Raw genomic sequence first — 26,144 nt, 5'->3', positions numbered from 1 at the left:
CAATTTAATATTTATTTAACAAATTAAGGTAAAACGGGACGTAAAACGGGAAATAAGCAGGATGGCAGGACAGGTAAAAAAAGGCCCGGCCTGCAAAGCCGGGCACAGCACTTAATGTAAAACGGTAACCGCATCTTCAAGACGCTCAGCCCGATGTTTCACCATCGACGAAACCTGCGCGCTCTCTTCGACCAGCCCGGCGTTTTTCTGGGTAATGCTGTCCAGCTCCGCCACGGCGCGGGTCAGCTCGGACAGCCCCTGGGCCTGTTCAGACGTCGCGTGGCTGATCTGGCCGATAAGCTGGGTGACATTCTGCACCTGGGCCACGATATCCTGCATGGTGCGCCCCGCTTCGTGAACCTGCACCGCGCCGGACTGCACTTTGCTGGCGCTGGCGTCAATCAACTTGCGGATGTCGTTCGCGGCGTTGGCGCTGCGGCTTGCCAGATGGCGAACTTCACCCGCCACCACGGCAAACCCTTTACCCTGCTCGCCGGCGCGCGCAGCTTCGACGGCAGCGTTCAGCGCCAGGATGTTGGTCTGGAAGGCGATGTCATTGATAAGCGACGTAATGGAGCCGATGCGCTGGGTGCTGTCGGCGATTTCATCCATCGTGCTGACCACGGTTTCCATCGCTTCACCGCCCTGGGCGGCCGCCTGGCTGGCGGCGCTGGAAAGCTTATCAGCCGCGGCGGCGGTTTCGGAGTTGTTCTGCACCGACGACGCCATCTGGCTCATGGTGGTAACGGTCTGCTGGACGTTAACGACGGTCTGACGGGTGCGCTCATTGAGATCGTCATTGCCCTTTGCCAGCGTTTCGCTGCCGGTGCGCACGTTCACCACCTGGCTGGTGACGTCGTTGATAAGCCAGCGGCACATCAGGCCAAGCTGGCCGACAGCGCGTAGCGTCAGGCCGATCTCATCGGTACGGTTGAGGTGGTCCACGGTGTTACGCTCCCCGGTCGCCACGCGCAGTGCCTGGCGGGACACGTTTTCAATCGGCCTGGCGATCTGGGTTTCAAACAGCGCGCAGCCCAGCAGCATCACCACCGCGCTGACCGCCGCAGAGATAGCCAGCGCCGTCCCGCTCACGCCCTGTACAACCTGGGCCAGCACCAGCAAAGCGAACAGCGTTGCCATCACGCCGCGAATGCGGCAGCGCAGCGAGATGCCTGCCAGCTTGCTCAGCCAGCCCTTGCGCAGCACCTGGCCTTTGAACAGGCGATATTTCGATGTGCCTTTATTCAGCGCGTCGTACAGCGGCTCCACGGCGGCAATCTCTTCCGCGGAGGCCTGGCTGCGGATCGACATATAGCCGGTGACCTCACCCTTACGCACCATCGGGACCGCATTGGCACGCACCCAGTAGTGGTCGCCGTCTTTACGCAGATTTTTAACGATGCCGCTCCAGGGCTCGCCCTGCTTGAGGGTGTACCACATGTCGGCGAAGGCGGCTTTAGGCATATCCGGGTGACGCACCAGATTGTGCGGGCTGCCGGTCAGTTCATGGAGCTGATAGCCGCTGGCCTGAACAAAGGAGTCGTTGGCGTGGGTGATGTAACTTTGCAGGTCGGTGGTGGACATCAGGGTGGTATTATCATCCAGCATATATTGACGCTGGGTGACGGCGGGACGTGAAGACATAGCAGCTCCGTTTGGCAGGTTATCCAGTTGTTAATTGTTTTTTCTGCTTTGTTATTTCGGCGCTGTGCAGTTTTACTTTAGTTGTTAATTAAGACTGAGATCGCAAAAAGCCACATTAGCCCTGCTTTTATTATTGCTTCTGGTAACGGTTGTTTTCCTTATAGTTTCATCGTGTTAATGAATTCCATGTCTCAGAGCTGGACCATGTCTCCTTCACTGGTCGCCATTACGCAACGATTACGCCCGCTGTTTTTACCGGTATAAAGGGCGCTGTCTGCCTGTGAGAGCGCGCTGTGCAGGGAATCCTGATGCTGTACCCGGGTCAGCCCACCGGTGACGGTGACCGGCAGCATCGTCCCCTCTACCAGCACCGGGCACTGCTCCAGCTTAATGCGGATACGCCGCGCTGTTTCCATCGCCCCGCCCTCGCTGGCGTTGTTGAACAGCACCACAAACTCTTCACCGCCGAAGCGGTAGATACGCTCGCCGCTGCGCATCCCGGCTTCGAGGGTAGCGGCTACCTCGCGCAGCACATCGTCGCCGGCATTGTGCCCCCAGGTGTCGTTGATGGTTTTGAATTTGTCGATATCCAGCATCAGCAACCATAGCGCGTCTGTTTCAGCACGCAGATGAATAAAATCGAGAAACAATAAATGACGCAGCGGTAACCCCGTCAACGTATCGTGCATATTACGAAACGTGATCAGCGACTGCTTATATATATCGATGGCATTAATGAAACTCTGCTGTGCAGCGTGATAATTCTGCACTAATTGTTCATTTACGGATTTATTTATAATGCTGACCAATAATTCGCGCGCGCAGTCATGCATTTTCAGGTGGCTATGAAAAATAGCATCCACCAGATTCGGATAGCGCGACGGCTCGGTGTCGAAGCGGGAGAACCAACGGCTGAAGCAGCACAGGGTATGGGCGCTGGCATCAATGATAGTCTCATCCGGCGTGCCGCCAAGCAGGCTGAAGTGCAGCATCCTGTTGGCCCAGGCGTAATGCTCATTAATCGCGTAATTTAATTCAGAGATACTTAAATCAATATCGGAGAGATGAATCATGCCGTGTTCTCAAAATATAAAAAGAAAAACCACAAATAAATCAGCGCAAGTATATCCCGCCCGAATGAAAAAACGGTTGATTCACACAGACTTTTACAGAATCGCACACCGGGAATAATCATGAGTAAATAAGATCGCGCCCGGTTAAATAAACATAAGGGCATGTCTGCTTCACGGCGGTGCGCCGGTGCACAGCCGTGACGCAGGCGTTTCAGGCGCTGCGCGATCGCACAGCAACTCTCAGCAGGAAGCGTTGCGCAACGGCAATCGGGGCGATTAAGTTTTGTACAGCTCGCGTCTCTCCAGACGTTTATCCCGATTTCAGCTGGCCCCGCTGAAGTGGCGCAATCCCTGCAATACTTAGATCGGTATCATGAGATACGCGATCCCCGGGAGCTTATTTTGAACAGGTTACCTTCCAGCGCCTCGGCGCTTGCCTGCACCGCGCACGCACTCAACATTATCGAAAAGCAAACGTTAGACCATGAGGAGATGAAGGCACTCAATCGAGAAGTGGTTGATTATTTTAAAGAGCACGTTAATCCAGGCTTCCTGGAATATCGAAAATCTGTAACAGCTGGCGGGGATTACGGAGCCGTAGAGTGGCAGGCGGGCAGTCTTAATACGCTTGTCGACACCCAGGGACAGGAGTTTATTGATTGCCTGGGTGGCTTTGGTATTTTCAACGTGGGGCACCGTAATCCAACAGTGGTTTCCGCCGTACAGCATCAGCTCGCCAAACAACCCCTGCACAGCCAGGAACTGCTGGACCCGCTCCGGGCCATGCTGGCGAAAACCCTCGCCGCGCTGACCCCCGGCAAACTCAAATACAGCTTCTTCAGCAATAGCGGCACCGAATCGGTGGAAGCGGCGCTTAAGCTTGCTAAAGCGTATCAGTCACCGCGCGGAAAATTTACCTTCGTGGCGACCAGCGGGGCATTCCACGGCAAATCGCTGGGCGCATTGTCGGCCACCGCCAAATCCACCTTCCGCAAACCCTTTATGCCGCTGCTGCCGGGCTTCCGCCACGTGGCGTTCGGCGACATCGAGGCGATGCGCGCGGTGCTTTGCGACGGGAAGAAAACCGGCGACGACGTGGCGGCGGTGATCCTGGAGCCGATTCAGGGTGAAGGAGGCGTGATCCTGCCGCCGCCGGGTTACCTGCCCGCCGTGCGTCAGCTGTGTGATGAGTTCGGCGCACTGCTGATCTTCGACGAAGTGCAGACCGGGATGGGACGCACCGGCAAGATGTTTGCCTGCGAGCATGAGAACGTGCAGCCCGACATTCTGTGCCTCGCCAAAGCGCTCGGCGGCGGCGTAATGCCGATCGGGGCGACTGTCGCCACCGAAGAGGTGTTCTCGGTGCTGTTTGATAATCCATTCCTGCATACCACCACCTTTGGCGGTAACCCGCTGGCCTGTGCGGCGGCGCTGGCGACCATCAACGTGCTGCTGGAAGAGAATCTGCCGGGCCAGGCCGAGCAGAAAGGCGACATGCTGCTGGATGGTTTCCGCCAGTTGGCGCGTCAGTACCCAGGCCTGGTGCAGGACGTGCGCGGCAAAGGGATGCTGATGGCGATTGAGTTCGTGGACAACGATATTGGCTATAACTTTGCCAGCCAGATGTTCCGCCAGCGCGTGCTGGTGGCCGGGACGCTGAATAACGCAAAAACCATTCGCATCGAACCGCCGCTCACGCTCACTATTGAGCAGTGCGAGCTGGTGCTGAAAGCGGCCGATAACGCGCTGGCAGCGCTGCAACCAGCTGCGGCGCGCGAAACGGTTGAACAATAAGCGCTGAGGCGCCCGGTAATCCTGCCGGGTGCCTTTCACGCTCTGCCTGCCCGTGCCGTTCTTTGAATCCCATCACAATCGTCATCTCCGGTTTTTCCATTTACCGCGCTGATAGCTAAATTAGAACTCATCCGACCACATAATAAAAATAGCCTGGAAGAGACTATGAGCTACCCGTCGCTGTTCGCCCCGCTGGATCTTGGCTTTACCCAACTGAAGAATCGCGCCCTGATGGGGTCGATGCATACCGGCCTCGAAGAACACCCGGACGGTGTGGCGCGTCTGGCGGCGTTTTACGCCGAGCGTGCACGCCACGGCGTCGCGCTGATCGTCACCGGTGGCATTGCCCCCTCCCCCTCCGGCGTGGCGGTGGCGGGCGGTGCCGTACTGAATGCAGCGCATCAGGTGGCGCATCACCGTACCATCACCGACGCCGTGCATCAGGAGGGCGGAAAGATCGCCCTGCAAATCCTGCATACCGGGCGCTACAGCTATCAGCCGCACCCCGTCGCGCCTTCCGCGCTCCAGGCCCCCATCAACCGCTTTGTCCCCGATGCGTTAACTCCCCCGCAAATTGAGGCGCTGATTGAGGATTTCGCCCACTGCGCGCAGCTGGCGCGGGAAGCGGGCTATGACGGCGTGGAGATCATGGGGTCGGAAGGCTACCTGATTAACCAGTTTCTCGCGGCGCGGACCAATCAGCGTGAGGATGGGTGGGGCGGCGACTATCCGCGTCGCATGCGCTTTGCAGTAGAGGTGGTTCGCGCGGTACGGGCGCGCGTGGGGCGTGACTTCATCATTATTTACCGGCTGTCGATGCTCGATCTGGTCGAAGGCGGCGGTACGCTCGATGAAACCATTACCCTGCTGAAAGCGGTGGAAGATGCCGGCGCAACGCTGATTAATACCGGTATCGGCTGGCACGAAGCGCGCATTCCTACCATCGCCACGCCGGTGCCGCGCGGGGCGTTCAGCTGGGTGACGCGCGCGCTGAAGGCGCACACCTCGTTGCCGGTGATCACCACTAACCGCATCAACGATCCGGAAGTCGCGGATGCGATCCTGGCGCGCGGCGATGCCGATATGGTATCGATGGCGCGGCCCTTTCTCGCCGATGCCGAAATCCTCAGCAAGGCGGCGCAGGGGCGCAGCGACGAGATCAACACCTGCATCGGCTGTAATCAGGCCTGCCTCGATCGCATTTTCGTCGGCAAAGTGACCTCCTGCCTCGTGAACCCGCGTGCCTGCCATGAAACCCTGATGCCGGTTGTGCCTGCCGCGCAGCCTAAATCCCTGGCGGTGGTCGGTGCCGGTCCGGCCGGGCTGGCGTTTGCGGTTAACGCCGCGGCACGCGGCCATCATGTCACGCTATTTGATGCCGCGTCGGAAGTGGGTGGGCAGTTCAACATCGCCAGGCAGATCCCCGGTAAGGAGGAGTTCAATGAAACCCTGCGCTACTACCGGCGGATGATCGAGGTCACCGGTGTCACCCTGTGTCTTAATCAGTATGTGAGCGCCGGGGATCTGGCGGCCTTCGATGAGACGATCCTCGCCTGCGGGATCGCGCCGCGTATTCCGCCGATCCCCGGCATCGATCACCCTTCGGTCTTAAGCTATCTCGACGTGCTGCGTGACAAAGCCCCAGTGGGTGAGCGGGTGGCGATTATCGGCTGCGGCGGCATCGGGTTCGATACCGCGATGTATCTCAGCCAGTCCGGCGAGGCCACCAGCCAGAACATCGCTGAATTCTGCGCGGAATGGGGAATCGACCAGAGCCTGACCCGGCCCGGCGGCCTGCGTCCGGAAGGAGCGCTCCTGCCGGCCAGCCCGCGCCAGATCGTGATGCTGCAGCGCAAGGCGAGTAAACCGGGCGAAGGACTGGGCAAAACCACCGGCTGGATCCACCGTACTACCCTGCTGGCACGCGGCGTGAAGATGCAAGCGGGTGTGAGCTACCGCCGTATTGATGACGCGGGGCTGCACGTCACCCTCGGGGATGAAGAGCGGGTGCTTGCGGTAGACAACGTGGTGATTTGCGCCGGGCAGGAGCCGCGCCGCGAGCTGGCGGATGCGTTGATGATTGCCGGTAAGCCGGTGCATTTGATTGGCGGCTGCGATGTGGCGCTGGAACTGGATGCGCGCCGGGCGATTGAACAGGGCACCCGGCTGGCGCTGGCGATCTGACGAAGCGTGGTGGGTGCGCTGCGCTTACCCACCCTACGAGGGTACAAACGCCGGAATTGTGGCGGGTGCGCTGCGCTTACTCATACCACATCATCCGATTCCGTAGGGCGGGCAAGCCTGCGCACCCGCCATTAACGCACTCAGCGCTTTTTGCGCGTCTTCACCGCTTTCAGAATTACGAACTTATTGTTGGTATCAATGGTTTCGCAGTTGCCGAAGATCTTCTTCAGCTTGCGGAAGTAATCGAGATGACGATTGCCGACGATACGCAGTTCGCCGCCATACTGCAGACAGCGGCGGGCATGGTGAAACATCTCCCACGCTACCTGATCGGAAATCGCGTGCTGCTGGTGGAACGGCGGGTTACACAGGATGGCCGCAAAGCGATCGGACTCCACGCCGGAGAGCGCGTTATTGATCATAAACTCGCAGCGCGCCACGTCACCCGGCAGGTTGGTTTCTACGTTCAGACGGCTTGAGGCCACCGCCATCGGCGATTCGTCCACAAACACCACTTTCGCTTCCGGATTCTGCGCCAGCAGCGTCATGCCAATCACGCCGTTACCGCAGCCCAGATCCACCAGCTCACCGTCGAGATTTTCCGGCAGATGCTGCATAAAGAAGCGCGCGCCAATATCCAGCCCGGTACGGGAAAAGACGTTAGCGTGGTTATGGATAGTCCAGTCGGTGCCGTCCAGTTTCCAGCTCAGGGTTTCCGGTACCTCGGCCAGCGCCGGCGCGGTGAAGGTCGGGTTGATCAGGCGCGCTTTTTTCCACGCCAGCGTGGTGGTGGTCGGCCCCAGAATTTGCTCAAACAGCGCCAGCGTGGAGTTGTGAATATCACGCGCTTTGCCCCCGGCGATAATGCGCGTCTGCGGTGTTACCACGCGGCGCAGGGCGCGCAGCTGCTGCTCAAGCAGCGCCAGGGTTTTTGGGATCTTAATCAGCACCAGCCCCGGTGCTGCCGGATACGCTGCGGTGCTGTCGAGGAACCTGACGCTCGACTCCTCAATATCGTTGAGGCGCAGGTTCTGACGGATCGCCAGCTCGCTCAGGTAAGAGTCGCTGATGCTGTACGGCTGATGCGCCGCCAGCACGCAGGAGAGCGCACCGAATGCATCGTTCAGGATCAGGATCGGACCGACCGGCTCGTCCAGCTGTTGCAGCAGATACTCGTCCGCTGCTTCCCACGCCTGCAGTGGGTTAACGTCGTCCGTTTCCGGAAAACGCTTCAGCGTCAGGGAACGAAAACTGTTGTCTGGTTGGCTCATCGGCCCTCCTGGATGGTAAAATTTCAGCATTGGCCCCGTAGCGGGGGCGAGAGTATACCCTTTTCGCCAGTCTGAGATAAGCATGAGTGAACTGATTTACCTGCAGGGCTACCCGGAGCACCTGCTCTCCCAGGTACGCACGTTGATTAACGACCAGCGGCTCGGCGATGTGCTGCAGCAGCGCTATCCCGACCGGCACGATATCACCACCGACAAAGCGCTGTGGGCCTACACCCAGGGGCTGAAAAACCAGTTTCTGCGCAGCGCCCCGCCGGTGAATAAAGTGATGTATGACAACAAGATCCACGTGCTGAAAAACGCGCTTGGGCTGCATACTGCGGTGTCGCGCATACAGGGCAACAAGCTGAAAGCGAAGGCCGAGATCCGCGTCGCCACCGTGTTTCGCGGCGCACCGGAAGCCTTTCTGCGTATGATCGTGGTGCACGAACTGGCGCATCTGAAAGAGAAAGAGCACAACAAAGCGTTCTATCAGCTCTGCTGTCATATGGAGCCGCAGTATCATCAGCTCGAATTTGACACTCGCCTGTGGCTGACGCATCTGGCGCTGGGCAACGAACGCCGCAGCGCTGAATAAAATCTGGAACCCGCTACGCGAATTCACTTTTCCCGCGCTGGATTTGTCATCTTTCCATGATAGTCTGCATCGATACTTAGCCAGTGGAGAAAGCGCACCTCTATGATACGTTTCGCCGTAGTTGGCACGAACTGGATCACCCGCCAGTTCGTCGATGCCGCCCATGAAACGGGCAAATTTAAGCTTACCGCCGTGTATTCGCGCAGCCTGGAACAGGCTCAGCATTTCGCCAGCGACTACCCCGTCGAGCATCTCTTCACCTCCCTTGAGGCGATGGCGCAGAGCGATGCTATTGATGCCGTGTATATCGCCAGCCCTAACTCGCTGCATGGCGAGCAGAGCTGCCTGTTTATGCGCCATAAAAAGCATGTGATCTGCGAAAAGCCGCTGGCCTCAAACCTGCGTGAAGTGGAAGCAGCCATTGCCTGCGCGCGTGAAAATCAGGTGGTGCTGTTCGAAGCCTTCAAAACCGCGAGTCTGCCGAACTTTATCGCGCTGCAGCAGGCGCTGCCGAAAGCCGGGAAGCTGCGCAAGGCGTTCATCAACTACTGTCAGTACTCGTCGCGCTACCAGCGCTATCTTGACGGCGAAAACCCCAACACTTTCAATCCAGCCTTCTCTAACGGCTCGATCATGGATATCGGGTTCTACTGCCTGGCAAGCGCTGTCGCCCTGTGGGGTGAACCGTACTCGGTACAGGCCAACGCCGCGCTGCTTGAAAGCGGCGTCGATGCCCACGGCACCGTGGTGATGCACTATGGCGATTTCGATGTGATCCTTACCCACTCGAAGGTGAGCGACTCGACGATCCCAAGCGAGATCCAGGGCGAGGCTGGATCGCTGGTGATTGAGAAGATCTCCGAGTGCCAGAAGATCACCTTCGTGCCGCGCGGTGGCAAAGCGCAGGATCTGACGCAGCCCCAGCACATCAATACTATGCTGTACGAAGCCGAGACCTTTGCCCGCCTGGTGACCGATAACGAGGTCAATCATCCGGGCCTGGCCGTAAGCCGGATCACCGCGAAACTGTTAACGGATATCCGTGCGCAAACGGGGGTCGTGTTCCCGGCAGACGACGTCAGCACAGAGTTGCCCGCGTAAAGCTTTGTAAAACGGCGCATACGTAATATTGACCGTCATAATTGCCTGTAATACTTTGTTACGAGCAAAGGGGAGTAACTTCTTCGCCGGTGGATCGTCATTACGATGCGTAACGCATCCGGTTACCGGGCAACGTAACATCCAGTTTTATATTCGCATCTGCAACGCGTTTGATGACGGGGAATCCCCTAAATAATTCGCGTTGCAGAAAGGCGGCAAGTTCGCGAATCGCCGGGAGCATACACCAGTATGTGACCGGGGTGAGTGAACGCAGCCAACGCATCTGCGGCGCGAAGTATGACGGGGATTTCTGTTGTAAGTGAGACCTTGCCGGAAGGCGGGGACCATTTGCGACAAGCGAAACGGCTGACGTCTTCCGATGTTAGCCGTTTTTGTTTTTTAAGGAATCTGTCTATGAATACTGTCGGCACCCCGCTGTTGTGGGGCAGTTTCGCCATCGTGGTGATTATTATGCTGGCCATCGACCTCCTGCTGCAGGGGCGCCGCGGTTCGCACGCGATGTCCATGAAGCAGGCGGCCGCCTGGTCACTGGTCTGGGTTACGCTTTCGCTGCTGTTTAACGCCGCATTCTGGTGGTATCTCACCGAAACTCAGGGGCGTGCAGTTGCAGATACCCAGGCGCTTGCGTTCCTCACCGGCTATCTGATTGAAAAAGCGCTGGCGGTTGATAACGTCTTCGTCTGGCTGATGCTGTTCAGCTACTTTGCGGTTCCGGCCGCGCTGCAGCGCCGCGTCCTGATTTATGGCGTGCTGGGTGCGATCGTGCTGCGTACTATCATGATTTTTGCGGGTAGCTGGCTGATCACCCAGTTCTCCTGGTTGCTCTACGTCTTCGGCGCGTTCCTGCTGTTTACCGGGATCAAAATGGCGCTGGCGAAAGAGGACGATACCGGTATCGGCGACAAGCCGGTGGTGCGCTGGCTGCGCAGCCATCTGCGTATGACGGATACCATTGAAAACGAACACTTCTTCGTGCGCAAAAATGGCCTACTGTACGCAACGCCGCTGTTCCTCGTGCTGATCATGGTTGAGCTGAGCGACGTGATCTTTGCGGTAGACAGTATCCCGGCTATCTTCGCGGTGACTACCGATCCGTTCATTGTGCTGACCTCTAACCTGTTCGCAATTCTTGGCCTGCGTGCGATGTATTTCCTGCTGGCGGGCGTAGCGGAACGCTTCTCAATGCTGAAGTACGGACTGTCGATCATTCTGGTGTTTATCGGCGTGAAGATGCTTATCGTCGATTTCTACCATATCCCAATCGCCGTCTCGCTCGGCGTGGTATTTGGCATTCTGGTTGTTACCCTGCTGATCAATACCTGGGTTAACCGCCGCAACGACAGAAAAAATATCGCCGGATAAGCGATAGCGCGCACCCTCTCCCCGCCAGGGATGAGAGGGTGCGCGACCTGTCTCATCTGCGCGGCTGCGCAAGCGGTCAACGCGTGGAATTGATGATGATGTCACAATAATGTTAACCATCAGTTAAAAAACGCGAGCAACTCGCAAACTCCAGCACTATTCGCTTCCCTCCGGTATCCATTTCCCTATACTCATCCGTGCAAACTTTTGTTACATCCTGATTAAACGTTACCCAAGAGTACGTCCAGGATGGAACCACATCATCACTGAAGGAAATTCGTATGACTACGCAATCTGATAAGGGCGGCTTGTGGCAGCGCCTGGCGCACGGTAGCCTGGTAAAGCAGATCCTGGTGGGGCTGGTACTGGGTATTGTGCTGGCCTGGCTGTCAAAACCTGCCGCTGAAGCGGTCGGTCTGCTGGGAACGCTGTTCGTTGGTGCCCTGAAAGCCGTTGCGCCGGTGCTGGTGCTGATGCTGGTGATGGCGTCCATCGCTAATCACCAGCGCGGCCAGAAGACCAGCATCCGCCCTATCCTGGTGCTCTATCTGCTGGGCACCTTCTCCGCCGCGCTGACTGCGGTGCTGTTCAGCTTCCTGTTCCCTTCCACGTTGCAGCTGGTTACCGGTGCGACAGAAATCACCCCGCCGACAGGGATCGTGCAGGTGCTGCGCGACCTGCTGCTTAGCATGGTTGCCAACCCGGTGGATGCGATTCTGAAAGGTAACTACATTGGTATTCTGGTGTGGGCTATCGGTCTGGGCTTCGCGCTGCGTCATGCAAACGATACCACTAAAAATCTGATCACCGACATGTCAGACGCCGTGACTTTTATGGTGAAGCTGGTGATTCGCTTTGCGCCGATCGGTATCTTTGGCCTGGTGGCGTCCACGCTCGCCACCACCGGGTTCAGTACACTGTGGGGCTATGCCCAGCTGCTGGTGGTGCTGATTGGCTGCATGCTGCTGGTGGCGCTGGTGATTAACCCGCTACTGGTGTTCATCAAGATCCGCCGTAACCCCTATCCGCTGGTCTTCACCTGCCTGCGTGAAAGCGGCGTTACCGCCTTCTTCACCCGTAGCTCCGCCGCGAATATCCCGGTCAACATGGCGCTGAGCGAGAAGCTGAACCTCGACCGCGATACCTATTCGGTCTCGATTCCACTGGGCGCGACCATCAATATGGCGGGTGCGGCCATTACCATTACGGTGCTGACGCTGGCGGCGGTGCATACGCTGGGTATTTCGGTGGATCTGCCGACCGCGCTGCTGCTCAGCGTGGTGGCGTCGCTGTGCGCCTGCGGTGCATCCGGCGTGGCGGGTGGTTCACTGCTGCTGATCCCGCTGGCGTGCAACATGTTCGGCATCCCGAACGACATCGCCATGCAGGTGGTGGCGGTAGGCTTTATCATCGGCGTGCTGCAGGACTCCTGCGAGACCGCGCTCAACTCCTCCACCGACGTACTGTTTACTGCGGCGGCGTGCCAGGCGGAAGATGCGCGTCTGGCCAGCAACGTGTTGCGTAACTAACCTCTGCGGCTGGCGGCGCGTTGCCGTCAGCCCTCTTTCTCTGCCAGCGCCTTTTCAACCCGGAACGGGTCAATGCCCCGCTTCTGCATCCGCCAGAAACGAATAATATTCACGCCGTTCATGATCAAAAAGCTGCCCTCAATCAGGGTACCGCCAATCGATCCCAGCCAGAAATTATGAATAACCCAGCAGACGGTTGAACACCACATGACGCAACGGGTTGTCAGCCCGGTGGTACGAAACAGCGCCCAGGTACTGGCGATAGTACCGATAACCGGCAGCAGTTCGATGGGATGGTGAAGCTTCACCAGGCCCAGCGCCAGCGTCAGGATGATAAACAGCGCCATTACCCACAGATTGCGGGTGCGCAGAGAGATCAGGGTGCGCAACGCATTCAGCCCGGCGCTCATCCCGGCGGGCCAGGCTCCCATCAGAAAAAAGTGGCCGCCAATGGTCGCGCTGTAGAGCGCCAGCTGCATTTTGAAGCGGCGTTCATCGCGGTTGATAAAGGTGGTAATGCCGATCAGAAAGGCGATGACCCCAACGCCCTGGGCAAGCCAATACGCGGTCATGAAAGATCCTTGTCAGAAAAAGAAACGGCGCTTCAAATAATGAAACGCCGTTTTATCTTAGCAGAGCGGAGACGCGCTACAAAGTGACACCGCTTTTGAAGATGGCCAGTTCGCGAAAGTCATTCTTCTCGTTGCAGGTGAGCTTGCCGCTGGCGATATCGGCAATGAAATCCACAAACTGCTCCAGCAGCTGCGGCATGGCGGTACCGTGCAGCAGCTGGCCGGCGTCAAAGTCGATCCAGTGCGGTTTTTTCGCTGCCAGCTCGCTGTTGGTAGCGATCTTCACCGTCGGCACAAAACCACCGTAAGGCGTGCCGCGCCCGGTGCTGAACAGCACCATGTGGCACCCTGCCCCAGCCAGCGCGCTGGTAGCGACCGCATCGTTGCCCGGTGCGCTCAGCAGATTCAGACCGTGTGTTTTCAGCCGCTCGCCGTAGCGCAGCACGTCCACCACCTGGCTGGCCCCCGCTTTCTGGGTGCAGCCGAGGGATTTCTCCTCCAGGGTGGTGATCCCACCCGCTTTGTTGCCCGGCGATGGGTTCTCGTAGATCGGCTGATTGTGGGCGATAAAGTACTGTTTGAAGTCGTTGACCATGGTAACGGTTTTTTCAAACGTGGCTTCGTCGCGGCAGTGGCTCATCAGGATCTGCTCGGCACCAAACATCTCCGGCACTTCGGTCAGCACCGTGGTGCCGCCGTTACCGATGACGTAATCCGAGAAGCGCCCCAGCATCGGGTTGGCGGTAATGCCGGACAGCCCGTCCGATCCGCCGCACTCAAGACCAAACTTCAGCTCGCTGAGCTTGCCCGGCTGACGCTCGTCGTGACGCATCACGGCATACAGCTCGCGCAGATGCTCAAGCCCGGCTTCCACTTCATCATCCTGATGCTGACAGGTCATGAAGTGCACCCGCGCCGAGTCGAAATCCCCCAGCGTTTCACGGAAGGCGTCTACCTGATTGTTTTCACAGCCCAGGCCGATCACCAGCACCGCGCCCGCATTCGGGTGACGCACCATGTTTTGCAGCATGGTGCGGGTATTGATGTGGTCATCGCCAAGCTGGGAACAGCCGTAGGTGTGACTGAACAGGAACACGCCGTCGGTGCCTTCGGCATCGTTGCTCTCTTTCAGAAAGCGCGTCTGGATCTGACGCGCGATGCCGTTGACGCAGCCGACGGTGGGCAGGATCCACAGCTCATTGCGGATCCCCACCTCGCCGTTGGCGCGGCGGTAGATCTGCACATCGCGATCCGTTGACTGCCGATCCAGCACCGGGTGATCGGGTTGATAGCTGTACTCATCCAGATCGCTGAGGTTGGTACGCGTATTGTGGGAGTGAATATGTTCCCCCGGCGCGATATCCGCCAGCGCATGGCCGATGGGCAGGCCATATTTGATGACGTTAGCGCCCTGCGCAATGCCGACCAGCGCAAACTTGTGCCCGCGCGCCACATCCTGACGCAGCGTCACATCCAGCCCGTCCTGGGAAATCACCGTCCCTTGCGGCAGATCGACCAGTGCGACCGCGACGTTATCCAGCGAATGGATCCTGATGTATTGCATATCAACCTCAAACAGCCAGATTAATTCAGTTCAATAGCGAAGTAGTCACGGGCATTGTTGAAGCAGATGTTTTTCACCATCTCGCCCAGCAGTGCGATGTCCGCTGGCGCTTCGCCCGCCTGCACCCAGCGGCCAATCATCTGGCACAGAATGCGACGGAAATATTCGTGACGGGTATAGGACAGGAAGCTGCGGCTGTCGGTCAGCATACCGACGAAGCGGCTTAACAGGCCGAGCTGCGCCAGCTGGGTCATCTGACGTTCCATGCCGTCTTTCTGATCGTTGAACCACCAGCCGGAGCCGAACTGCATCTTGCCCGGCATCCCTTCGCCCTGGAAGTTGCCAACCATAGTGCCGATCACTTCGTTATCGCGCGGGTTCAGGCAGTAAAGAATGGTTTTCGGCAGCAGGTTCTCTTCATTCTGTTTGCTCAGCAGCTTTGAAAGCTCCTCAGCCAGCGGGCGATCGTTGATGGAGTCGAAGCCGACATCCGGCCCTAACAGTTTGAACTGTCGCAGGTTGTTATTACGCAGCGCGCCAATGTGGTACTGCTGCACCCAGCCGCGACGCGCATACTGCGCACCGAGCCATACCAGCACGGCGGTTTTGAACTGGGCAACTTCATGTTCGCTCAGGGTTTCACCCGCCAGGCGACGCGCCAGAATCGCATCCAGCTCGCTTTCGCTGGCCTCAGCAAACAGCACCACGTCGAGCGCGTGATCGGAGACCTTACAGCCGTGCGCGGCGAAGTGATCGAGACGCTTAGTGAGCGCGGTTTCGAGATCGCTGAAGCGACGGATATCGGTATCGGATACCTGAGCCAGCGTCGCGATATAGTCGGCAAAGGTTGCCTGCTCGATGTTAAACGCTTTGTCCGGACGCCAGCTCGGCAGCACCTTAATGCTGAAGCTGCTGTCTTTCGCCACGGTGGCATGGTGTTCAAGCGAATCCACCGGATCGTCGGTGGTGCCGACCATCTTCACGTTCATCTGCTGCATGATGCCGCGAGCAGTAAAGGCGTCCTGGGCCAGCAGATCATTGCACTGATTCCAGATCTCATCGGCGGTTTTTGGCGACAGCAGGGTGCCGGTGATGCCAAACGGGCGGCGCAGCTCCAGGTGTGTCCAGTGGTAGAGCGGATTACCGATAGTGTGCGGCACGGTCGCGGCCCAGGCATCAAACTTTTCCCGATCGCTGGCATCACCGGTACACAACTTTTCCGCTACGCCGTTAGTACGCATAGCACGCCACTTATAGTGATCGCCTTTCAGCCAGATGTCATACAGGTTTTTGAAACGGTAGTTGTCGGCGATCTGCTGAGGCGGAAGGTGGCAATGATAGTCAAAAATCGGCTCATCTTTCGCATAATCATGGTAGAGACGGCGGGCAAATTCGGTATCTAACAGAAAATCTTCAGTCATAAACGGGGTCATAGGGACACTTCCTCTCATGCGTGACTCAGATGCTTTCACTTGATGCCGACAAAGTTATCACACCAATTATCCTGAACCACGATTAAATTCGTGAGTTAGATCAATATTAATGGACAAATTATCTACCGTTAAAGAGGTAAACAGCGCTGTAACCCGCGCCATGACTGGCCTGAATCCCTCAAATTAATGACCCTGCTAAGAAAAGTGCTTTTGTGATGGCTCTCAACTTTTAAAGCTGTATGACAAGTTATCTTTCCTGCCGTCGCAATACAGAACCCACGGATTGATTTTTACGGTGGCGTTACCGACAGGGGCGCTACCGGAATACCCAGTATGGAAGCTGATGTGAGTCACGAGCACGTTTATGGCAAGGCGCCGACCGCACCGGGCATCTCAACCGGTGCGGTCGCCCGTTAAAAAACCTACCCGGCGAGAATACAGGGAGTGTGACCGCTTCCGTACGGTAGAAAACAACGACGAAGAGGTTTCAGATGCGAAAGATTAAAGGGTTACGTTGGTACATGATCGCACTGGTGACGCTGGGCACCGTGCTCGGTTACCTGACGCGTAACACCGTGGCGGCGGCGGCCCCGACGCTGATGGAAGAGCTGCATATTTCAACCCAGCAATACTCCTATATCATTGCTGCCTATTCGGCAGCCTACACCATCATGCAGCCGGTAGCGGGCTACGTGCTGGATATCCTCGGCACCAAAATCGGCTATGCATTCTTTGCTATCACCTGGGCGGTCTTCTGCGGTGCGACAGCGCTGGCGGGAAGCTGGGGCGGGCTGGCACTGGCGCGCGGGGCAGTAGGTGCAGCGGAAGCCGCGATGATCCCGGCTGGCCTGAAGGCCAGCTCCGAATGGTTCCCGGCTAAAGAGCGTTCCATTGCGGTCGGCTATTTCAACGTGGGTTCATCGATTGGTGCCATGATTGCGCCGCCGCTGGTGGTCTGGGCGATCGTGATGCACAGCTGGGAGCTGGCGTTCATTATCTCCGGCGTGTTGAGCTTCGCCTGGGCGATGGCGTGGCTGTTCCTGTATAAGCATCCGCGCGATCAGAAAAAACTCACTGACGAAGAACGTGAGTACATTATTGGCGGTCAGGAAGCCCATCACCAGACCAATAACGCGAAGAAAATGTCGCCGTGGCAGATCGTGCGTACCCGTCAGTTCTGGGGCATTGCCCTGCCGCGTTTCCTCGCCGAACCGGCGTGGGGTACGTTCAACGCGTGGATCCCACTGTTCATGTTTAAGGTTTATGGCTTTAACCTGAAAGAGATTGCGATGTTTGCCTGGATGCCGATGCTGTTTGCCGACCTCGGCTGCATCGTCGGTGGTTATCTGCCGCCGCTGTTCCAGCGCTGGTTTGGGGTTAACCTCATCGTCTCGCGTAAGATGGTGGTGACAATGGGCGCGCTGCTGATGATCGGCCCGGGTATGATTGGCCTGTTCACCAGCCCGTACGTGGCGATTGGCCTGCTGTGCATCGGCGGTTTTGCCCATCAGTCGCTCTCCGGTGCGCTGATTACCCTCTCTTCCGATGTGTTTGGCCGTAACGAAGTTGCCACCGCGAATGGCTTGACCGGTATGGCTGCATGGACGGCGAGTACGATGTTCGCGCTGGTGGTCGGTGCGCTGGCAGACACTATCGGCTTCAGCCCGCTGTTTGCGGTGCTGGCAGTATTCGACGTCATGGGCGCTATTGTCATCTGGACCGTGTTGCAGAATAAACCGGCCAGCGAGCTGAAGGACCAGACGCTCACGGGTAAGCCCGCGACGCAACCCTGACGCGAAACCACCTAAAAAAGCCGCCTGAGGGCGGCTTTTTCATGGGCGGCGGTGGAGCGATTTGCGCAAAAGTGGTATAACAAATTCAGTTTTCCTGCCCTGTCCGGAGCCGCGCTATGGAAATAGCTGAACCACGTCGCCTTTATCAGCAATTGGCCGCTGAACTTAAACGCCGCATTGAAGATGGCGTTTATCGCGTGGGAGAAAAACTCCCCGCTGAACGCTATATCGCTGATGAGAAAAACGTGAGCCGCACGGTGGTGCGCGAAGCCATCATCATGCTTGAGGTTGAAGGCTACGTTGAAGTCCGCAAAGGCTCCGGTATTCATGTTATTTCCAACCAGGCGAAGCATCACGCGTTGCCGGATGAAAATCTGGAGTTCGCCAGCTACGGTCCTTTTGAGCTGTTGCAGGCGCGTCAGCTTATCGAAAGCAACATCGCCGAGTTTGCCGCCACCCAGGTGACCAAACAGGACATCATTAAGCTGATGGAAATTCAGGAAAAGGCGCGTCAGGAGAAGTGTTTCCGCGATTCCGAGTGGGATTTACAGTTTCACGTTCAGGTTGCGCTCGCAACACAGAATACCGCGCTGGCAGCAATCGTAGAGAAAATGTGGACCCAGCGCGTTCATAACCCTTACTGGAAGAAGCTGCACGAGCACATTGACCTGCGCACCGTCGACAACTGGTGTGATGACCATGACCAGATTCTGAAAGCGCTGATTCGCAAAGACCCGCACGGTGCAAAAGTCGCGATGTGGCAGCATCTTGAGAACACCAAACTGATGCTGTTTAACGAAACCAGCGATGATTTTGAATTTAACGCCGATCGTTACTTGTTTTCCGAAAATCCCGTTGTTCACCTCGATACCGCCTCAAATACGCTAAAATAGCGTCTTTACTGGGACGAGGGTCAGCAAACCATATGTAGTGTCAGCGTTTGTAAATACCCTCGTATGCCAGCTTGTGACCCGGCAAAATCATCTGCGGCAAAGCATAAATATTGTGTCGTACACATCCGTGCTTTGTTACAATTAGATGCATTTTCACGTAATCAAGTAAGCACTTGCTCACGTATCTCATGCACAGGGAAACAGTGCGCGCATCTCACTACAAGGCAGCCCGTTTCGACCATAATCAACAACGAAAAACGTCGTGACGCTGTCCTTCTTTCGTAACCAGCGGCTTAAACCGATGTGCCAGGACGACTGAATGGAACTTTTGACTCAACTACTGAACGCCCTCTGGAGCCAGGATTACGAGACGCTCGCCAACCCGTCGATGGTTGGCATGCTCTACTTCGTACTGTTCATGATTCTGTTTCTTGAAAATGGTCTGTTGCCGGCGGCATTTCTGCCAGGAGACAGTCTGCTGGTGCTGGTCGGCGTGCTTATCGCCAAAGGCGCAATGGGATTCCCGCAAACCATTTTGTTGCTGACCGCCGCCGCGAGCCTGGGATGTTGGCTAAGCTATATTCAGGGACGATGGCTCGGTAATACGCGTATCGTGCAGAACTGGCTCTCGCATCTGCCGGCGCATTACCACCAGCGCGCCCATCATCTGTTTCATAAACACGGGCTTTCGGCGCTGCTGATTGCACGCTTTATTGCATTTGTTCGCACCCTGCTGCCGACCATTGCCGGGCTGTCTGGCCTGAGCAGCGCGCGCTTCCAGTTCTTTAACTGGATGAGCGGCCTGCTGTGGGTGCTGATCCTTACCACGCTGGGTTATTTACTGGGCAAGACGCCGGTGTTCCTCAAATATGAAGACGCCCTGATGTCCTGCCTGATGCTGTTACCGGTGGTTCTGCTGGTGTTTGGCCTGATTGGCTCACTGGTGGTGCTGTGGAAAAAGAAATACGGTAACCGAAGCTAAAAGGGATTGTGATGAGAATTGCGCGTTCACGCCGTTCGATTATAGGATTTTCAGGCCTCGCGCTGGTGGCACTGCTGGCACTGGCCGGCTCCGTGCTGCAAAATCATGAAAGCACGCTGGCGATCCGCGCCTCCAGCCATGGCGTCAGTGTGCCGGACGGTTTCTCCGTGCTGCATCATCTTGATGCCAACGGCATTATGATCAAAAGCATTACCCCGCAGGACGATAAGCTGTTAATTAAGTTTGACTCCAGCGCCGAGCGCGACGCCGCTCGCCGCGTGCTTTACCGCACGCTACCGCAGGGATTCATCATCGCTCAGGAAGAGGAAAAATCTCCGGCCACGCTCTGGCTGCAACGCCTGCGCGGCGAAGGCCACCGCCTCGGGTAGTCTCCAGGATTCCTAATCTTTTCACCCACTTTGGGGTTTGCGCGAATACTTACTATCATTGTGTAAGCGCACCCTGAAACCGCATCTGCGCTACAGACACGCTGGAACACAACGGTGACGTCCCGTGGCGTATCGTTTAACAATGGAAGGTTTCTCTTATGAAATACAGCACCGCACTGGCTTTAGCCCTTTTATCTCTGTCTACCGCTTCTCAGGCCGCTTCACTCTGCCAGCAGAAAGAGCAAGAAATTAAGCGTGAGATCGGTTATGCCGAAAAGCATGACAACCAGAACCGGATAAACGGACTAAACAAAGCGCTGAGCGAACTGCGGGCTAACTGCAGCGACGCAAAGCTGCATGCTGATCATCAGGAGAAAATCGCGCGTCAAAAAGCTGAAATCAGCGAGCGCGAGGGCGAACTGGCTGAAGCGAAACAGAAAGGCGATGCGGACAAAATTGCCAAGCGTGAACACAAGCTTAACGAGGCGCGTGCCGAGCTGAAGGAGCTGGAAGCACGCGACTACTAAGACTACGGAAACCTTTACTCACCTGGAGAGAGAATTATGTCAAAAGATAACACCGATCACCTGCGCGCTGAGTTGAAATCCCTGGCAGACACGCTTGAAGAGGTGCTGAGTTCTTCTGGCGATAAATCGAAAGAAGAGTTAACCAAACTTCGCAGCAAAGCCGAGCGCGCGCTGAAAGAGAGCCGCTACCGTCTGACTGAAACCGGCGACGTTATCGCGCGTCAGACTCGCGAAGCGGCAAGCCGCGCGGATGAGTACGTGAAAGAAAATCCGTGGACCGGCGTAGGTATTGGTGCGGCAGTGGGTGTCGTGCTGGGCGTTCTGCTGACGCGTCGCTGATATGGCAGAGTCGCGCCAACCTCAAGGGCCGGGTAAAAGCGTTCTCGGCATCGGACAGCGTATCATCACCATTATCGTTGATATGGTGGAGACCCGCGTCAAGCTGGCGGTGGTTGAGCTGGAAGAAGAGAAAGCAAATCTGTTCCAGCTCCTGCTGATGCTTGGCCTGACTATGCTCTTTGCCGCGTTCGGGCTGATGAGCCTGATGGTGCTGATCATCTGGGCTATCGATCCGCAATATCGCCTGAATGCCATGATCGCCACTACGGCAGTGCTGCTGATTCTGGCATTGATTGGCGGCATATGGACGCTGGTACGGGCGCGGCGTTCAACGCTGCTGCGTCACACCCGCCGCGAGCTGGCTAACGACAAGCAGCTGCTGGAGGATGAAGATCGATGAGTGATAAGCATGAGCGTGAACGACGCAAAGCATGGCTGTTAAGCAATATTCAACAGCAGCGTCTGGATCTGTCCGCGTCGCGTCGTGACTGGCTTGACGCCACCGGGGCTTACGATCGCGGCTGGAATACCCTGCTCAGTCTTCGCTCATGGGCAGTGGTAGGTAGCAGCGTGATGGCCCTCTGGTCCGTGCGGCATCCTAACTTCCTGCTGCGCTGGGCTAAACGGGGCTTCGGCGCCTGGAGTGCCTGGCGTCTGGTTCAGACTACGCTGCGTCAGCAGCAGCGGTATTAATCTCTCCCTCAATGGCGCGTATTCCGCGCCATTCGTTTTTCTGTGCCTCTCCCTACCGTTTTGCTTGCTCAGGATATTTGAAGAAGATTGACAGTTTTCCTTGCTAACAATCCCTGAGCGCCGCGTTTATTATCCTCTCCATCGACAGCAATACCGGGTAACACCCCGATTTTGCAGTAATAACAATCACCTGGCATCAACATTCATCGTTCAGGTTTTTTGGAGAGAGAAAATGAAAAAATTAGAAAATGTGGGTGTGCTGGTAGCGCGTATCCTGATGCCGGTGCTGTTTATCGTCGCAGGCTGGGGCAAAATCACCGGTTACGCGGGTACGCAGCAATATATGGAAGCGATGGGCGTACCCGGCTTTATGCTGCCGCTGGTGATTTTGCTTGAGTTCGGCGGTGGTCTGGCAATTCTCTTTGGTTTCCTGACCCGTACCACCGCGCTGATTACCGCTGTGTTTACGCTGCTGACCGCGTTCCTGTTCCACGGTAACTTTGCTGAGGGCGCGAACTCCATCATGTTTATGAAAAACTTCAGCATAGCCGGTGGTTTCCTGCTGCTGGCCCTGTTCGGACCGGGTGCATACAGCATCGACCGCGTACTGAATAAAAACTGGTAAGCCTTCTATACTGACTACACCAAAGCGAGGAGATTTCTCCTCGCTTTTGCTGCTGAAAAAGGAGAGAGCAATGGGACAACTGATCGATGGCGTCTGGCATGACACCTGGTATGACACCAAATCAACCGGTGGACGTTTCAAACGTTCAGAATCCGCGTTTCGTAACTGGCTGACCGCCGACGGCACGCCTGGCCCCTCCGGCAGCGGCGGTTTTGCAGCAGAGAAAGATCGCTATCACCTCTATGTATCGCTGGCCTGCCCGTGGGCGCACCGCACGCTGATCGTGCGCGCGTTAAAAGGGCTGGAAAACCTGATTTCTGTTTCGGTGGTTCACCCGCTGATGCTGGAGAACGGCTGGACCTTTGGGGACGATTTCCCTGCTGCCACGGGCGACAGCCTGTACCAGCACGATTATATGTACCAGCTCTATCTCCATGCTGACCCGCACTACACCGGGCGCGTAACCGTTCCGGTGCTGTGGGATAAAAAGCAGCAGACCATCGTCAGCAACGAGTCGTCGGAAATTATCCGCATGCTCAACACCGCGTTTGACGGCCACGGTGCGCGCGCCGGGAACTACTACCCCGATGACCTGCAAAGCGAGATCGATGAGCTGAACGGCTGGATCTACGACACCGTCAACAACGGCGTATACAAAGCGGGCTTTGCCACCAGCCAGGAAGCCTATGATGAGGCCGTAACGAAGGTATTTGAGTCGCTGGCGCACCTGGAACAGATCCTCGGCCAGCATCGCTACCTGACCGGCAACCAGCTCACCGAAGCAGACATTCGCCTGTGGACCACGCTGATCCGCTTCGATCAGGTGTATGTCACCCATTTCAAATGCGATCGTCAGCGCATCAGCGATTACCTGAATCTGTACGGGTTCCTGCGCGATATCTATCAGATGCCGGGCATCGCCGAAACGGTGGATTTCGCGCATATCCGCCACCACTATTTCTGCAGCCATAAAACCATCAACCCGACCGGCATCATTTCGATTGGGCCGCTGCAGAATCTCAACGAGCCGCACGGGCGCGACGAACGCTTCCGCTAAGCGCAACTGGCGCGGGCTTCCCGCGCCATCCGTAGTCTTTCTCTGATTATTCCCTTTCTCAGCGTTATTTCATCCGCTTATGCGAAGCGCTTCACAGAGCGTACCCGCCCCAGAGAAATTTTCCCACCGGCCTCTTTTTCACCACTATCCTTTAAATGATTGCTTTAAAAACAAGTGATTGTACGAATAGTAGCCGTTACGGCTAAGGCAGGTGTTGGATGGACTGGTATCTCAAGGTACTCAAAAATTACATCGGATTCGGCGGCCGTGCGCGCCGTAAAGAATACTGGATGTTCATTCTGGTCAACATCATCCTGACGGTGGTGCTGAGCATGCTCGACAAAATGCTGGGCTGGCAGCGTGCCGGCGGAGAAGGCATTCTTACCACGATTTACGGCGTGCTGATCTTTTTGCCGTGGTGGGCGGTGCAGTTCCGGCGCCTGCACGATACCGACCGCTCGGCGTGGTGGCTGCTGCTGCTGATTATTCCGGTGGTGGGCTGGCTGATTATTCTGGCATTTAACTGCCAGAACGGTACGCCGGGCGAAAACCGCTTCGGGCCAGACCCGAAACGGGAAGAGACAACCCGCATGCCTCTTGTCAGCTAGCGGGCCGTGTTTAGCGCGGGATCAGCAGTTTAGGGATCTCGCGCAGACACCAGGCTTTGGCTTCGCCCATACTGTCGCGACGCCAGGCCATGATGATGTCAATTTCGCTGGTAGACTCGGGGCTGACGACGCGTAAACGCCCTTCACGGATGTCATTTTCCACCAGCGGCCACGGCATCGTCGCCACCCCGATACCCGCCAGCAACGCCTGACGCTTATCATCAATGCTGCTGACGGTCAGACGCGGCTGCTTATCGAGCAGCTGCACCGTCAGCACCGGGCGTTCCCGCGCGGTATCCGCCACCGCTACCCCGCGATATTTCACGCGCGTCACTTCTGAAAGCGGTTCCGGCTCCTGATGGATCGGATGGTCCGGGGCGGCTACATAGACATTTTTCAGGGTGTAGAGCTTGCGAGAGTTGATCTCTGACGAAGATCGAAAATGCATATCCGGAGCAATCACGATATCGGCTCGCCCCTGCTCAAGGCGCTCCCACGCTCCGGCCAGAACCTCGGTAATAATAGAGAGCTGGGTATTGGCTTTAACAGCCAGTTTATCGAGTAGCGGAAACAGCGTGGCGGTTGGCACCAGCGCTTCGGTAACCAGCGTCAGGTGAGTTTCCCAGCCGCGCGCCAGCGCTTCTGCATCGGTGGTGAGCTTGTCTGCCGCTTCAAGCAGCACGCGGCCGCGCTCCAGCAGCATACGTCCGACGTTAGTGAATTTAGTGCGATGGCCGGAGCGGTCAAACAGCACCACATCCAGTTCTTCTTCAAGTTTTTGCATGGTGTAGCTGAGCGCCGACGGCACGCGCCCCAACTCATCTGCTGCCGCTGCAAAGCTGCCCCGCCGGTCAATAGCATCCATTACCCGCAGCGCTTCCAGCGTTAATGCCCTTTCTCTGGCCATCTCACTCTCATTCAGGAAATTTGAACGTAGCCAGCAGATTAACTGGCTAACAATGCAGCGTCCAGACCCTTACCATGGGTTTAGCGTAAAAAGAGGTTAAAAACATGATCACCACGAGAACAGCCAAACAGTGCGGGCAGGCTGACTATGGATGGCTGAAAGCTCGCTACACCTTTTCCTTTGGACACTATTTCGACCCGGACCTGCTGGGCTACGCCTCACTGCGCGTGCTGAATCAGGAAGTGCTGGCACCCGGTGCGTCGCTGCAACCGCGTACCTTTCCGAAGGTAGATATTCTGAACCTGGTGCTGGAGGGAGAAGCCGAGTATCGCGACAGCGAAGGTAATCACATTCAGGCCCGCGCGGGCGAGGCGGTGCTGGTTGCTGCTCAATCAGGCATAAGCTACAGCGAGCACAATATCAGTAAGGACAGCTCGCTTACCCGGATGCAACTCTGGCTCGACGCCTGCCCGGAGCGGGAAAACCCGCTGTTTCAGAAAACAGCACTGTTCAACCAGCCGCAGCAGCTGCTGGCCTCCCCGGATGGGCGCGACGGCAGTTTACAGCTACGCCAGCAGGTATGGCTGCACCATGTGGAAATGGAAAAAGGCGAGCGGCTGACAGTCCCGCTTCACGGACCACGCGCCTATCTGCAGTCAATCCACGGCACGGTGCACGCAAAAACCGAAACGGAAGGCAAAGAAGCATTAACCTGCGGAGACGGCGCTTTTATACGTGACGAGACAAATATCACCCTCATCGCCGATTCGCCGCTGCGCGCTTTACTGGTAGATTTGCCGGTGTAACAAGAAGGTGCGGCTCGCTGCACCAGGAGTCATAAAATGAGTACTATCACACAGCAAAACACAGTCATGACGTTGACTGTTTCACCCGCCCCGCAGGAAGCGTCTACACGCGCCGGAGCGCATTCAGAGTTTACCTCCGATTTTATGTTCAACGAGCTGGAAGCCATTATCGCTGAAGCCGAAGTCCGTCTGGCCGAGGAAGAAGCCGCCTGACGTACGCTCTCCGGGCGGGCCTTATGGCTCGCCTGCTCCTGCCTCCCTTATTTTGTCGCGGCTATCCTTCTCCCGGTCTGACGGAAATTATCCCGCCGTCTGATAAGGCACCGGCCATCATCCACGCCAGCAAATTCACGTCCATAAAAGCATATTTACCCTGTCAGTT

Annotated in this window: 26 protein-coding genes; 19 read left to right on the top strand and 7 right to left on the bottom strand. The window is 56.9% G+C overall.

Translation table 11 applies throughout. The features are described from left to right. Positions 1–111: 111 nt before the first annotated feature. Positions 112–1,644, bottom strand: coding sequence for a methyl-accepting chemotaxis protein (locus KFZ77_RS02645; protein WP_264385357.1), 1,533 nt, complete (start codon positions 1,642–1,644; stop codon positions 112–114). Positions 1,645–1,835: 191 nt separating this feature from the next. Further along, on the bottom strand, positions 1,836–2,717 hold the full coding sequence (locus KFZ77_RS02640; RefSeq protein WP_264385356.1) for a diguanylate cyclase: 882 nt from the start codon (positions 2,715–2,717) through the stop codon (positions 1,836–1,838). A 402-nt stretch (positions 2,718–3,119) separates the two neighbouring features. Between KFZ77_RS02640 and ygjG the strand changes: the two genes are divergently transcribed. Both ygjG and KFZ77_RS02630 read left to right on the top strand, forming a co-directional pair. After that, positions 3,120–4,511, top strand: coding sequence for a putrescine aminotransferase (gene ygjG / locus KFZ77_RS02635; protein ID WP_264385355.1), 1,392 nt, complete (start codon positions 3,120–3,122; stop codon positions 4,509–4,511). Between the two features lie 165 nt (positions 4,512–4,676). Beyond that, complete coding sequence (locus KFZ77_RS02630) at positions 4,677–6,695, top strand: NADPH-dependent 2,4-dienoyl-CoA reductase (protein WP_264385354.1); 2,019 nt, start codon at positions 4,677–4,679, stop codon at positions 6,693–6,695. A 140-nt stretch (positions 6,696–6,835) separates the two neighbouring features. Here the strand turns inward: KFZ77_RS02630 and rlmG are convergent, their stop codons facing one another. Further along, positions 6,836–7,966: a 23S rRNA (guanine(1835)-N(2))-methyltransferase RlmG gene (gene rlmG / locus KFZ77_RS02625; RefSeq protein WP_264385353.1), complete on the bottom strand. Its 1,131-nt coding sequence runs from the start codon at positions 7,964–7,966 to the stop codon at positions 6,836–6,838. A gap of 82 nt (positions 7,967–8,048) precedes the next feature. Between rlmG and KFZ77_RS02620 the strand changes: the two genes are divergently transcribed. The 4 genes from KFZ77_RS02620 (at position 8,049) to sstT (ending at position 12,574) form a co-directional block, all read left to right on the top strand. After that, positions 8,049–8,561 carry a M48 metallopeptidase family protein gene (locus KFZ77_RS02620; RefSeq protein WP_264385352.1) on the top strand — a complete coding sequence of 171 codons (513 nt, stop codon included), beginning with the start codon at positions 8,049–8,051 and terminating at the stop codon, positions 8,559–8,561. A gap of 102 nt (positions 8,562–8,663) precedes the next feature. Then, positions 8,664–9,662 carry a Gfo/Idh/MocA family protein gene (locus KFZ77_RS02615; protein ID WP_031518952.1) on the top strand — a complete coding sequence of 333 codons (999 nt, stop codon included), beginning with the start codon at positions 8,664–8,666 and terminating at the stop codon, positions 9,660–9,662. Between the two features lie 414 nt (positions 9,663–10,076). Continuing rightward, positions 10,077–11,045, top strand: coding sequence for a TerC family protein (locus KFZ77_RS02610; protein ID WP_031518954.1), 969 nt, complete (start codon positions 10,077–10,079; stop codon positions 11,043–11,045). A 281-nt stretch (positions 11,046–11,326) separates the two neighbouring features. After that, positions 11,327–12,574: a serine/threonine transporter SstT gene (gene sstT / locus KFZ77_RS02605; protein ID WP_264385351.1), complete on the top strand. Its 1,248-nt coding sequence runs from the start codon at positions 11,327–11,329 to the stop codon at positions 12,572–12,574. 26 nt (positions 12,575–12,600) lie between these two features. Here sstT and KFZ77_RS02600 read toward each other — a convergent pair whose 3' ends face one another. From KFZ77_RS02600 to uxaC, 3 genes are all read right to left on the bottom strand, one after another. After that, positions 12,601–13,146 (bottom strand): YgjV family protein, encoded by a 546-nt coding sequence (locus KFZ77_RS02600; protein WP_264385350.1) that lies wholly within the window; start codon positions 13,144–13,146, stop codon positions 12,601–12,603. A gap of 76 nt (positions 13,147–13,222) precedes the next feature. Continuing rightward, a complete protein-coding gene (locus KFZ77_RS02595) occupies positions 13,223–14,710 on the bottom strand; it encodes a UxaA family hydrolase (RefSeq protein WP_264385349.1) in 1,488 nt (495 codons plus the stop codon). A 20-nt stretch (positions 14,711–14,730) separates the two neighbouring features. After that, the gene (gene uxaC / locus KFZ77_RS02590) at positions 14,731–16,143 is read right to left on the bottom strand and encodes a glucuronate isomerase (RefSeq protein WP_264385348.1); all 1,413 of its coding nucleotides are present in this window, start codon (positions 16,141–16,143) and stop codon (positions 14,731–14,733) included. A gap of 491 nt (positions 16,144–16,634) precedes the next feature. Here uxaC and KFZ77_RS02585 point away from each other — a divergent pair, with 491 nt between their 5' ends. From KFZ77_RS02585 to KFZ77_RS02535, 11 genes are all read left to right on the top strand, one after another. Continuing rightward, complete coding sequence (locus KFZ77_RS02585; RefSeq protein WP_031518963.1) at positions 16,635–17,936, top strand: MFS transporter; 1,302 nt, start codon at positions 16,635–16,637, stop codon at positions 17,934–17,936. 116 nt (positions 17,937–18,052) lie between these two features. Beyond that, entirely contained in the window at positions 18,053–18,829 is a 777-nt protein-coding gene (gene exuR, locus KFZ77_RS02580) for a transcriptional regulator ExuR (protein WP_264385347.1), read from the top strand. Positions 18,830–19,148: 319 nt separating this feature from the next. Continuing rightward, positions 19,149–19,811 carry a DedA family general envelope maintenance protein YqjA gene (yqjA, locus tag KFZ77_RS02575; RefSeq protein WP_031518966.1) on the top strand — a complete coding sequence of 221 codons (663 nt, stop codon included), beginning with the start codon at positions 19,149–19,151 and terminating at the stop codon, positions 19,809–19,811. Between the two features lie 5 nt (positions 19,812–19,816). Beyond that, positions 19,817–20,200, top strand: coding sequence for an EnvZ/OmpR regulon moderator MzrA (gene mzrA / locus KFZ77_RS02570; protein WP_390901330.1), 384 nt, complete (start codon positions 19,817–19,819; stop codon positions 20,198–20,200). Positions 20,201–20,358: 158 nt separating this feature from the next. Next, positions 20,359–20,727: a DUF1090 domain-containing protein gene (locus tag KFZ77_RS02565; RefSeq protein ID WP_264385346.1), complete on the top strand. Its 369-nt coding sequence runs from the start codon at positions 20,359–20,361 to the stop codon at positions 20,725–20,727. Between the two features lie 36 nt (positions 20,728–20,763). Continuing rightward, positions 20,764–21,066: a DUF883 family protein gene (locus tag KFZ77_RS02560; RefSeq protein ID WP_031518970.1), complete on the top strand. Its 303-nt coding sequence runs from the start codon at positions 20,764–20,766 to the stop codon at positions 21,064–21,066. A 1-nt stretch (position 21,067) separates the two neighbouring features. Further along, the gene (locus KFZ77_RS02555) at positions 21,068–21,466 is read left to right on the top strand and encodes a phage holin family protein (RefSeq protein WP_031518972.1); all 399 of its coding nucleotides are present in this window, start codon (positions 21,068–21,070) and stop codon (positions 21,464–21,466) included. Next, positions 21,463–21,759 (top strand): YqjK-like family protein, encoded by a 297-nt coding sequence (locus tag KFZ77_RS02550; protein WP_031518973.1) that lies wholly within the window; start codon positions 21,463–21,465, stop codon positions 21,757–21,759. The genes KFZ77_RS02555 and KFZ77_RS02550 overlap by 4 nt, the downstream gene beginning before the upstream one ends. A gap of 232 nt (positions 21,760–21,991) precedes the next feature. Next, positions 21,992–22,384, top strand: a complete 393-nt coding sequence (locus KFZ77_RS02545) for a DoxX family protein (protein WP_031518975.1) — start codon at positions 21,992–21,994, stop codon at positions 22,382–22,384. A 70-nt stretch (positions 22,385–22,454) separates the two neighbouring features. Next, positions 22,455–23,441 (top strand): glutathione S-transferase family protein, encoded by a 987-nt coding sequence (locus tag KFZ77_RS02540; protein WP_264385345.1) that lies wholly within the window; start codon positions 22,455–22,457, stop codon positions 23,439–23,441. 218 nt (positions 23,442–23,659) lie between these two features. After that, positions 23,660–24,049 (top strand): DUF805 domain-containing protein, encoded by a 390-nt coding sequence (locus tag KFZ77_RS02535; protein ID WP_264385344.1) that lies wholly within the window; start codon positions 23,660–23,662, stop codon positions 24,047–24,049. Between the two features lie 10 nt (positions 24,050–24,059). On the opposite strand, the gene KFZ77_RS02530 is transcribed toward KFZ77_RS02535, so the two are convergent. Then, positions 24,060–24,956, bottom strand: coding sequence for a LysR family transcriptional regulator (locus tag KFZ77_RS02530; RefSeq protein WP_031518983.1), 897 nt, complete (start codon positions 24,954–24,956; stop codon positions 24,060–24,062). A 104-nt stretch (positions 24,957–25,060) separates the two neighbouring features. Between KFZ77_RS02530 and KFZ77_RS02525 the strand changes: the two genes are divergently transcribed. Continuing rightward, positions 25,061–25,762, top strand: coding sequence for a pirin family protein (locus KFZ77_RS02525; protein WP_264385343.1), 702 nt, complete (start codon positions 25,061–25,063; stop codon positions 25,760–25,762). Positions 25,763–25,798: 36 nt separating this feature from the next. Further along, positions 25,799–25,975, top strand: coding sequence for a hypothetical protein (locus KFZ77_RS02520; RefSeq protein WP_264385342.1), 177 nt, complete (start codon positions 25,799–25,801; stop codon positions 25,973–25,975). Positions 25,976–26,144 lie beyond the last annotated feature (169 nt).

Origin of the sequence: Siccibacter colletis, from assembly GCF_025914095.1 — a bacterium.
GTDB classification, from domain to species: Bacteria; Pseudomonadota; Gammaproteobacteria; order Enterobacterales; family Enterobacteriaceae; genus Siccibacter; species Siccibacter colletis.
The sequence above is the reverse complement of the archived record's forward strand: the minus strand, read 5'-3'. Positions and strand labels throughout refer to the sequence as shown.

Excerpts from the sequence above, each read along its gene's own strand:
- KFZ77_RS02645 (WP_264385357.1), bottom strand. The coding sequence starts at position 1,644 with ATGTCTTCACGTCCCGCCGTCACCCAGCGTCAATATATGCTGGATGAT.
- KFZ77_RS02640 (WP_264385356.1), bottom strand. The coding sequence starts at position 2,717 with ATGATTCATCTCTCCGATATTGATTTAAGTATCTCTGAATTAAATTAC.
- KFZ77_RS02630 (WP_264385354.1), top strand. The coding sequence starts at position 4,677 with ATGAGCTACCCGTCGCTGTTCGCCCCGCTGGATCTTGGCTTTACCCAA.
- rlmG (WP_264385353.1), bottom strand. The coding sequence starts at position 7,966 with ATGAGCCAACCAGACAACAGTTTTCGTTCCCTGACGCTGAAGCGTTTT.
- KFZ77_RS02620 (WP_264385352.1), top strand. The coding sequence starts at position 8,049 with ATGAGTGAACTGATTTACCTGCAGGGCTACCCGGAGCACCTGCTCTCC.
- KFZ77_RS02615 (WP_031518952.1), top strand. The coding sequence starts at position 8,664 with ATGATACGTTTCGCCGTAGTTGGCACGAACTGGATCACCCGCCAGTTC.
- KFZ77_RS02610 (WP_031518954.1), top strand. The coding sequence starts at position 10,077 with ATGAATACTGTCGGCACCCCGCTGTTGTGGGGCAGTTTCGCCATCGTG.
- sstT (WP_264385351.1), top strand. The coding sequence starts at position 11,327 with ATGACTACGCAATCTGATAAGGGCGGCTTGTGGCAGCGCCTGGCGCAC.
- KFZ77_RS02600 (WP_264385350.1), bottom strand. The coding sequence starts at position 13,146 with ATGACCGCGTATTGGCTTGCCCAGGGCGTTGGGGTCATCGCCTTTCTG.
- KFZ77_RS02595 (WP_264385349.1), bottom strand. The coding sequence starts at position 14,710 with ATGCAATACATCAGGATCCATTCGCTGGATAACGTCGCGGTCGCACTG.
- uxaC (WP_264385348.1), bottom strand. The coding sequence starts at position 16,143 with ATGACCCCGTTTATGACTGAAGATTTTCTGTTAGATACCGAATTTGCC.
- KFZ77_RS02585 (WP_031518963.1), top strand. The coding sequence starts at position 16,635 with ATGCGAAAGATTAAAGGGTTACGTTGGTACATGATCGCACTGGTGACG.
- exuR (WP_264385347.1), top strand. The coding sequence starts at position 18,053 with ATGGAAATAGCTGAACCACGTCGCCTTTATCAGCAATTGGCCGCTGAA.
- yqjA (WP_031518966.1), top strand. The coding sequence starts at position 19,149 with ATGGAACTTTTGACTCAACTACTGAACGCCCTCTGGAGCCAGGATTAC.
- KFZ77_RS02565 (WP_264385346.1), top strand. The coding sequence starts at position 20,359 with ATGAAATACAGCACCGCACTGGCTTTAGCCCTTTTATCTCTGTCTACC.
- KFZ77_RS02560 (WP_031518970.1), top strand. The coding sequence starts at position 20,764 with ATGTCAAAAGATAACACCGATCACCTGCGCGCTGAGTTGAAATCCCTG.
- KFZ77_RS02555 (WP_031518972.1), top strand. The coding sequence starts at position 21,068 with ATGGCAGAGTCGCGCCAACCTCAAGGGCCGGGTAAAAGCGTTCTCGGC.
- KFZ77_RS02550 (WP_031518973.1), top strand. The coding sequence starts at position 21,463 with ATGAGTGATAAGCATGAGCGTGAACGACGCAAAGCATGGCTGTTAAGC.
- KFZ77_RS02545 (WP_031518975.1), top strand. The coding sequence starts at position 21,992 with ATGAAAAAATTAGAAAATGTGGGTGTGCTGGTAGCGCGTATCCTGATG.
- KFZ77_RS02540 (WP_264385345.1), top strand. The coding sequence starts at position 22,455 with ATGGGACAACTGATCGATGGCGTCTGGCATGACACCTGGTATGACACC.
- KFZ77_RS02535 (WP_264385344.1), top strand. The coding sequence starts at position 23,660 with ATGGACTGGTATCTCAAGGTACTCAAAAATTACATCGGATTCGGCGGC.
- KFZ77_RS02530 (WP_031518983.1), bottom strand. The coding sequence starts at position 24,956 with ATGGCCAGAGAAAGGGCATTAACGCTGGAAGCGCTGCGGGTAATGGAT.
- KFZ77_RS02525 (WP_264385343.1), top strand. The coding sequence starts at position 25,061 with ATGATCACCACGAGAACAGCCAAACAGTGCGGGCAGGCTGACTATGGA.
- KFZ77_RS02520 (WP_264385342.1), top strand. The coding sequence starts at position 25,799 with ATGAGTACTATCACACAGCAAAACACAGTCATGACGTTGACTGTTTCA.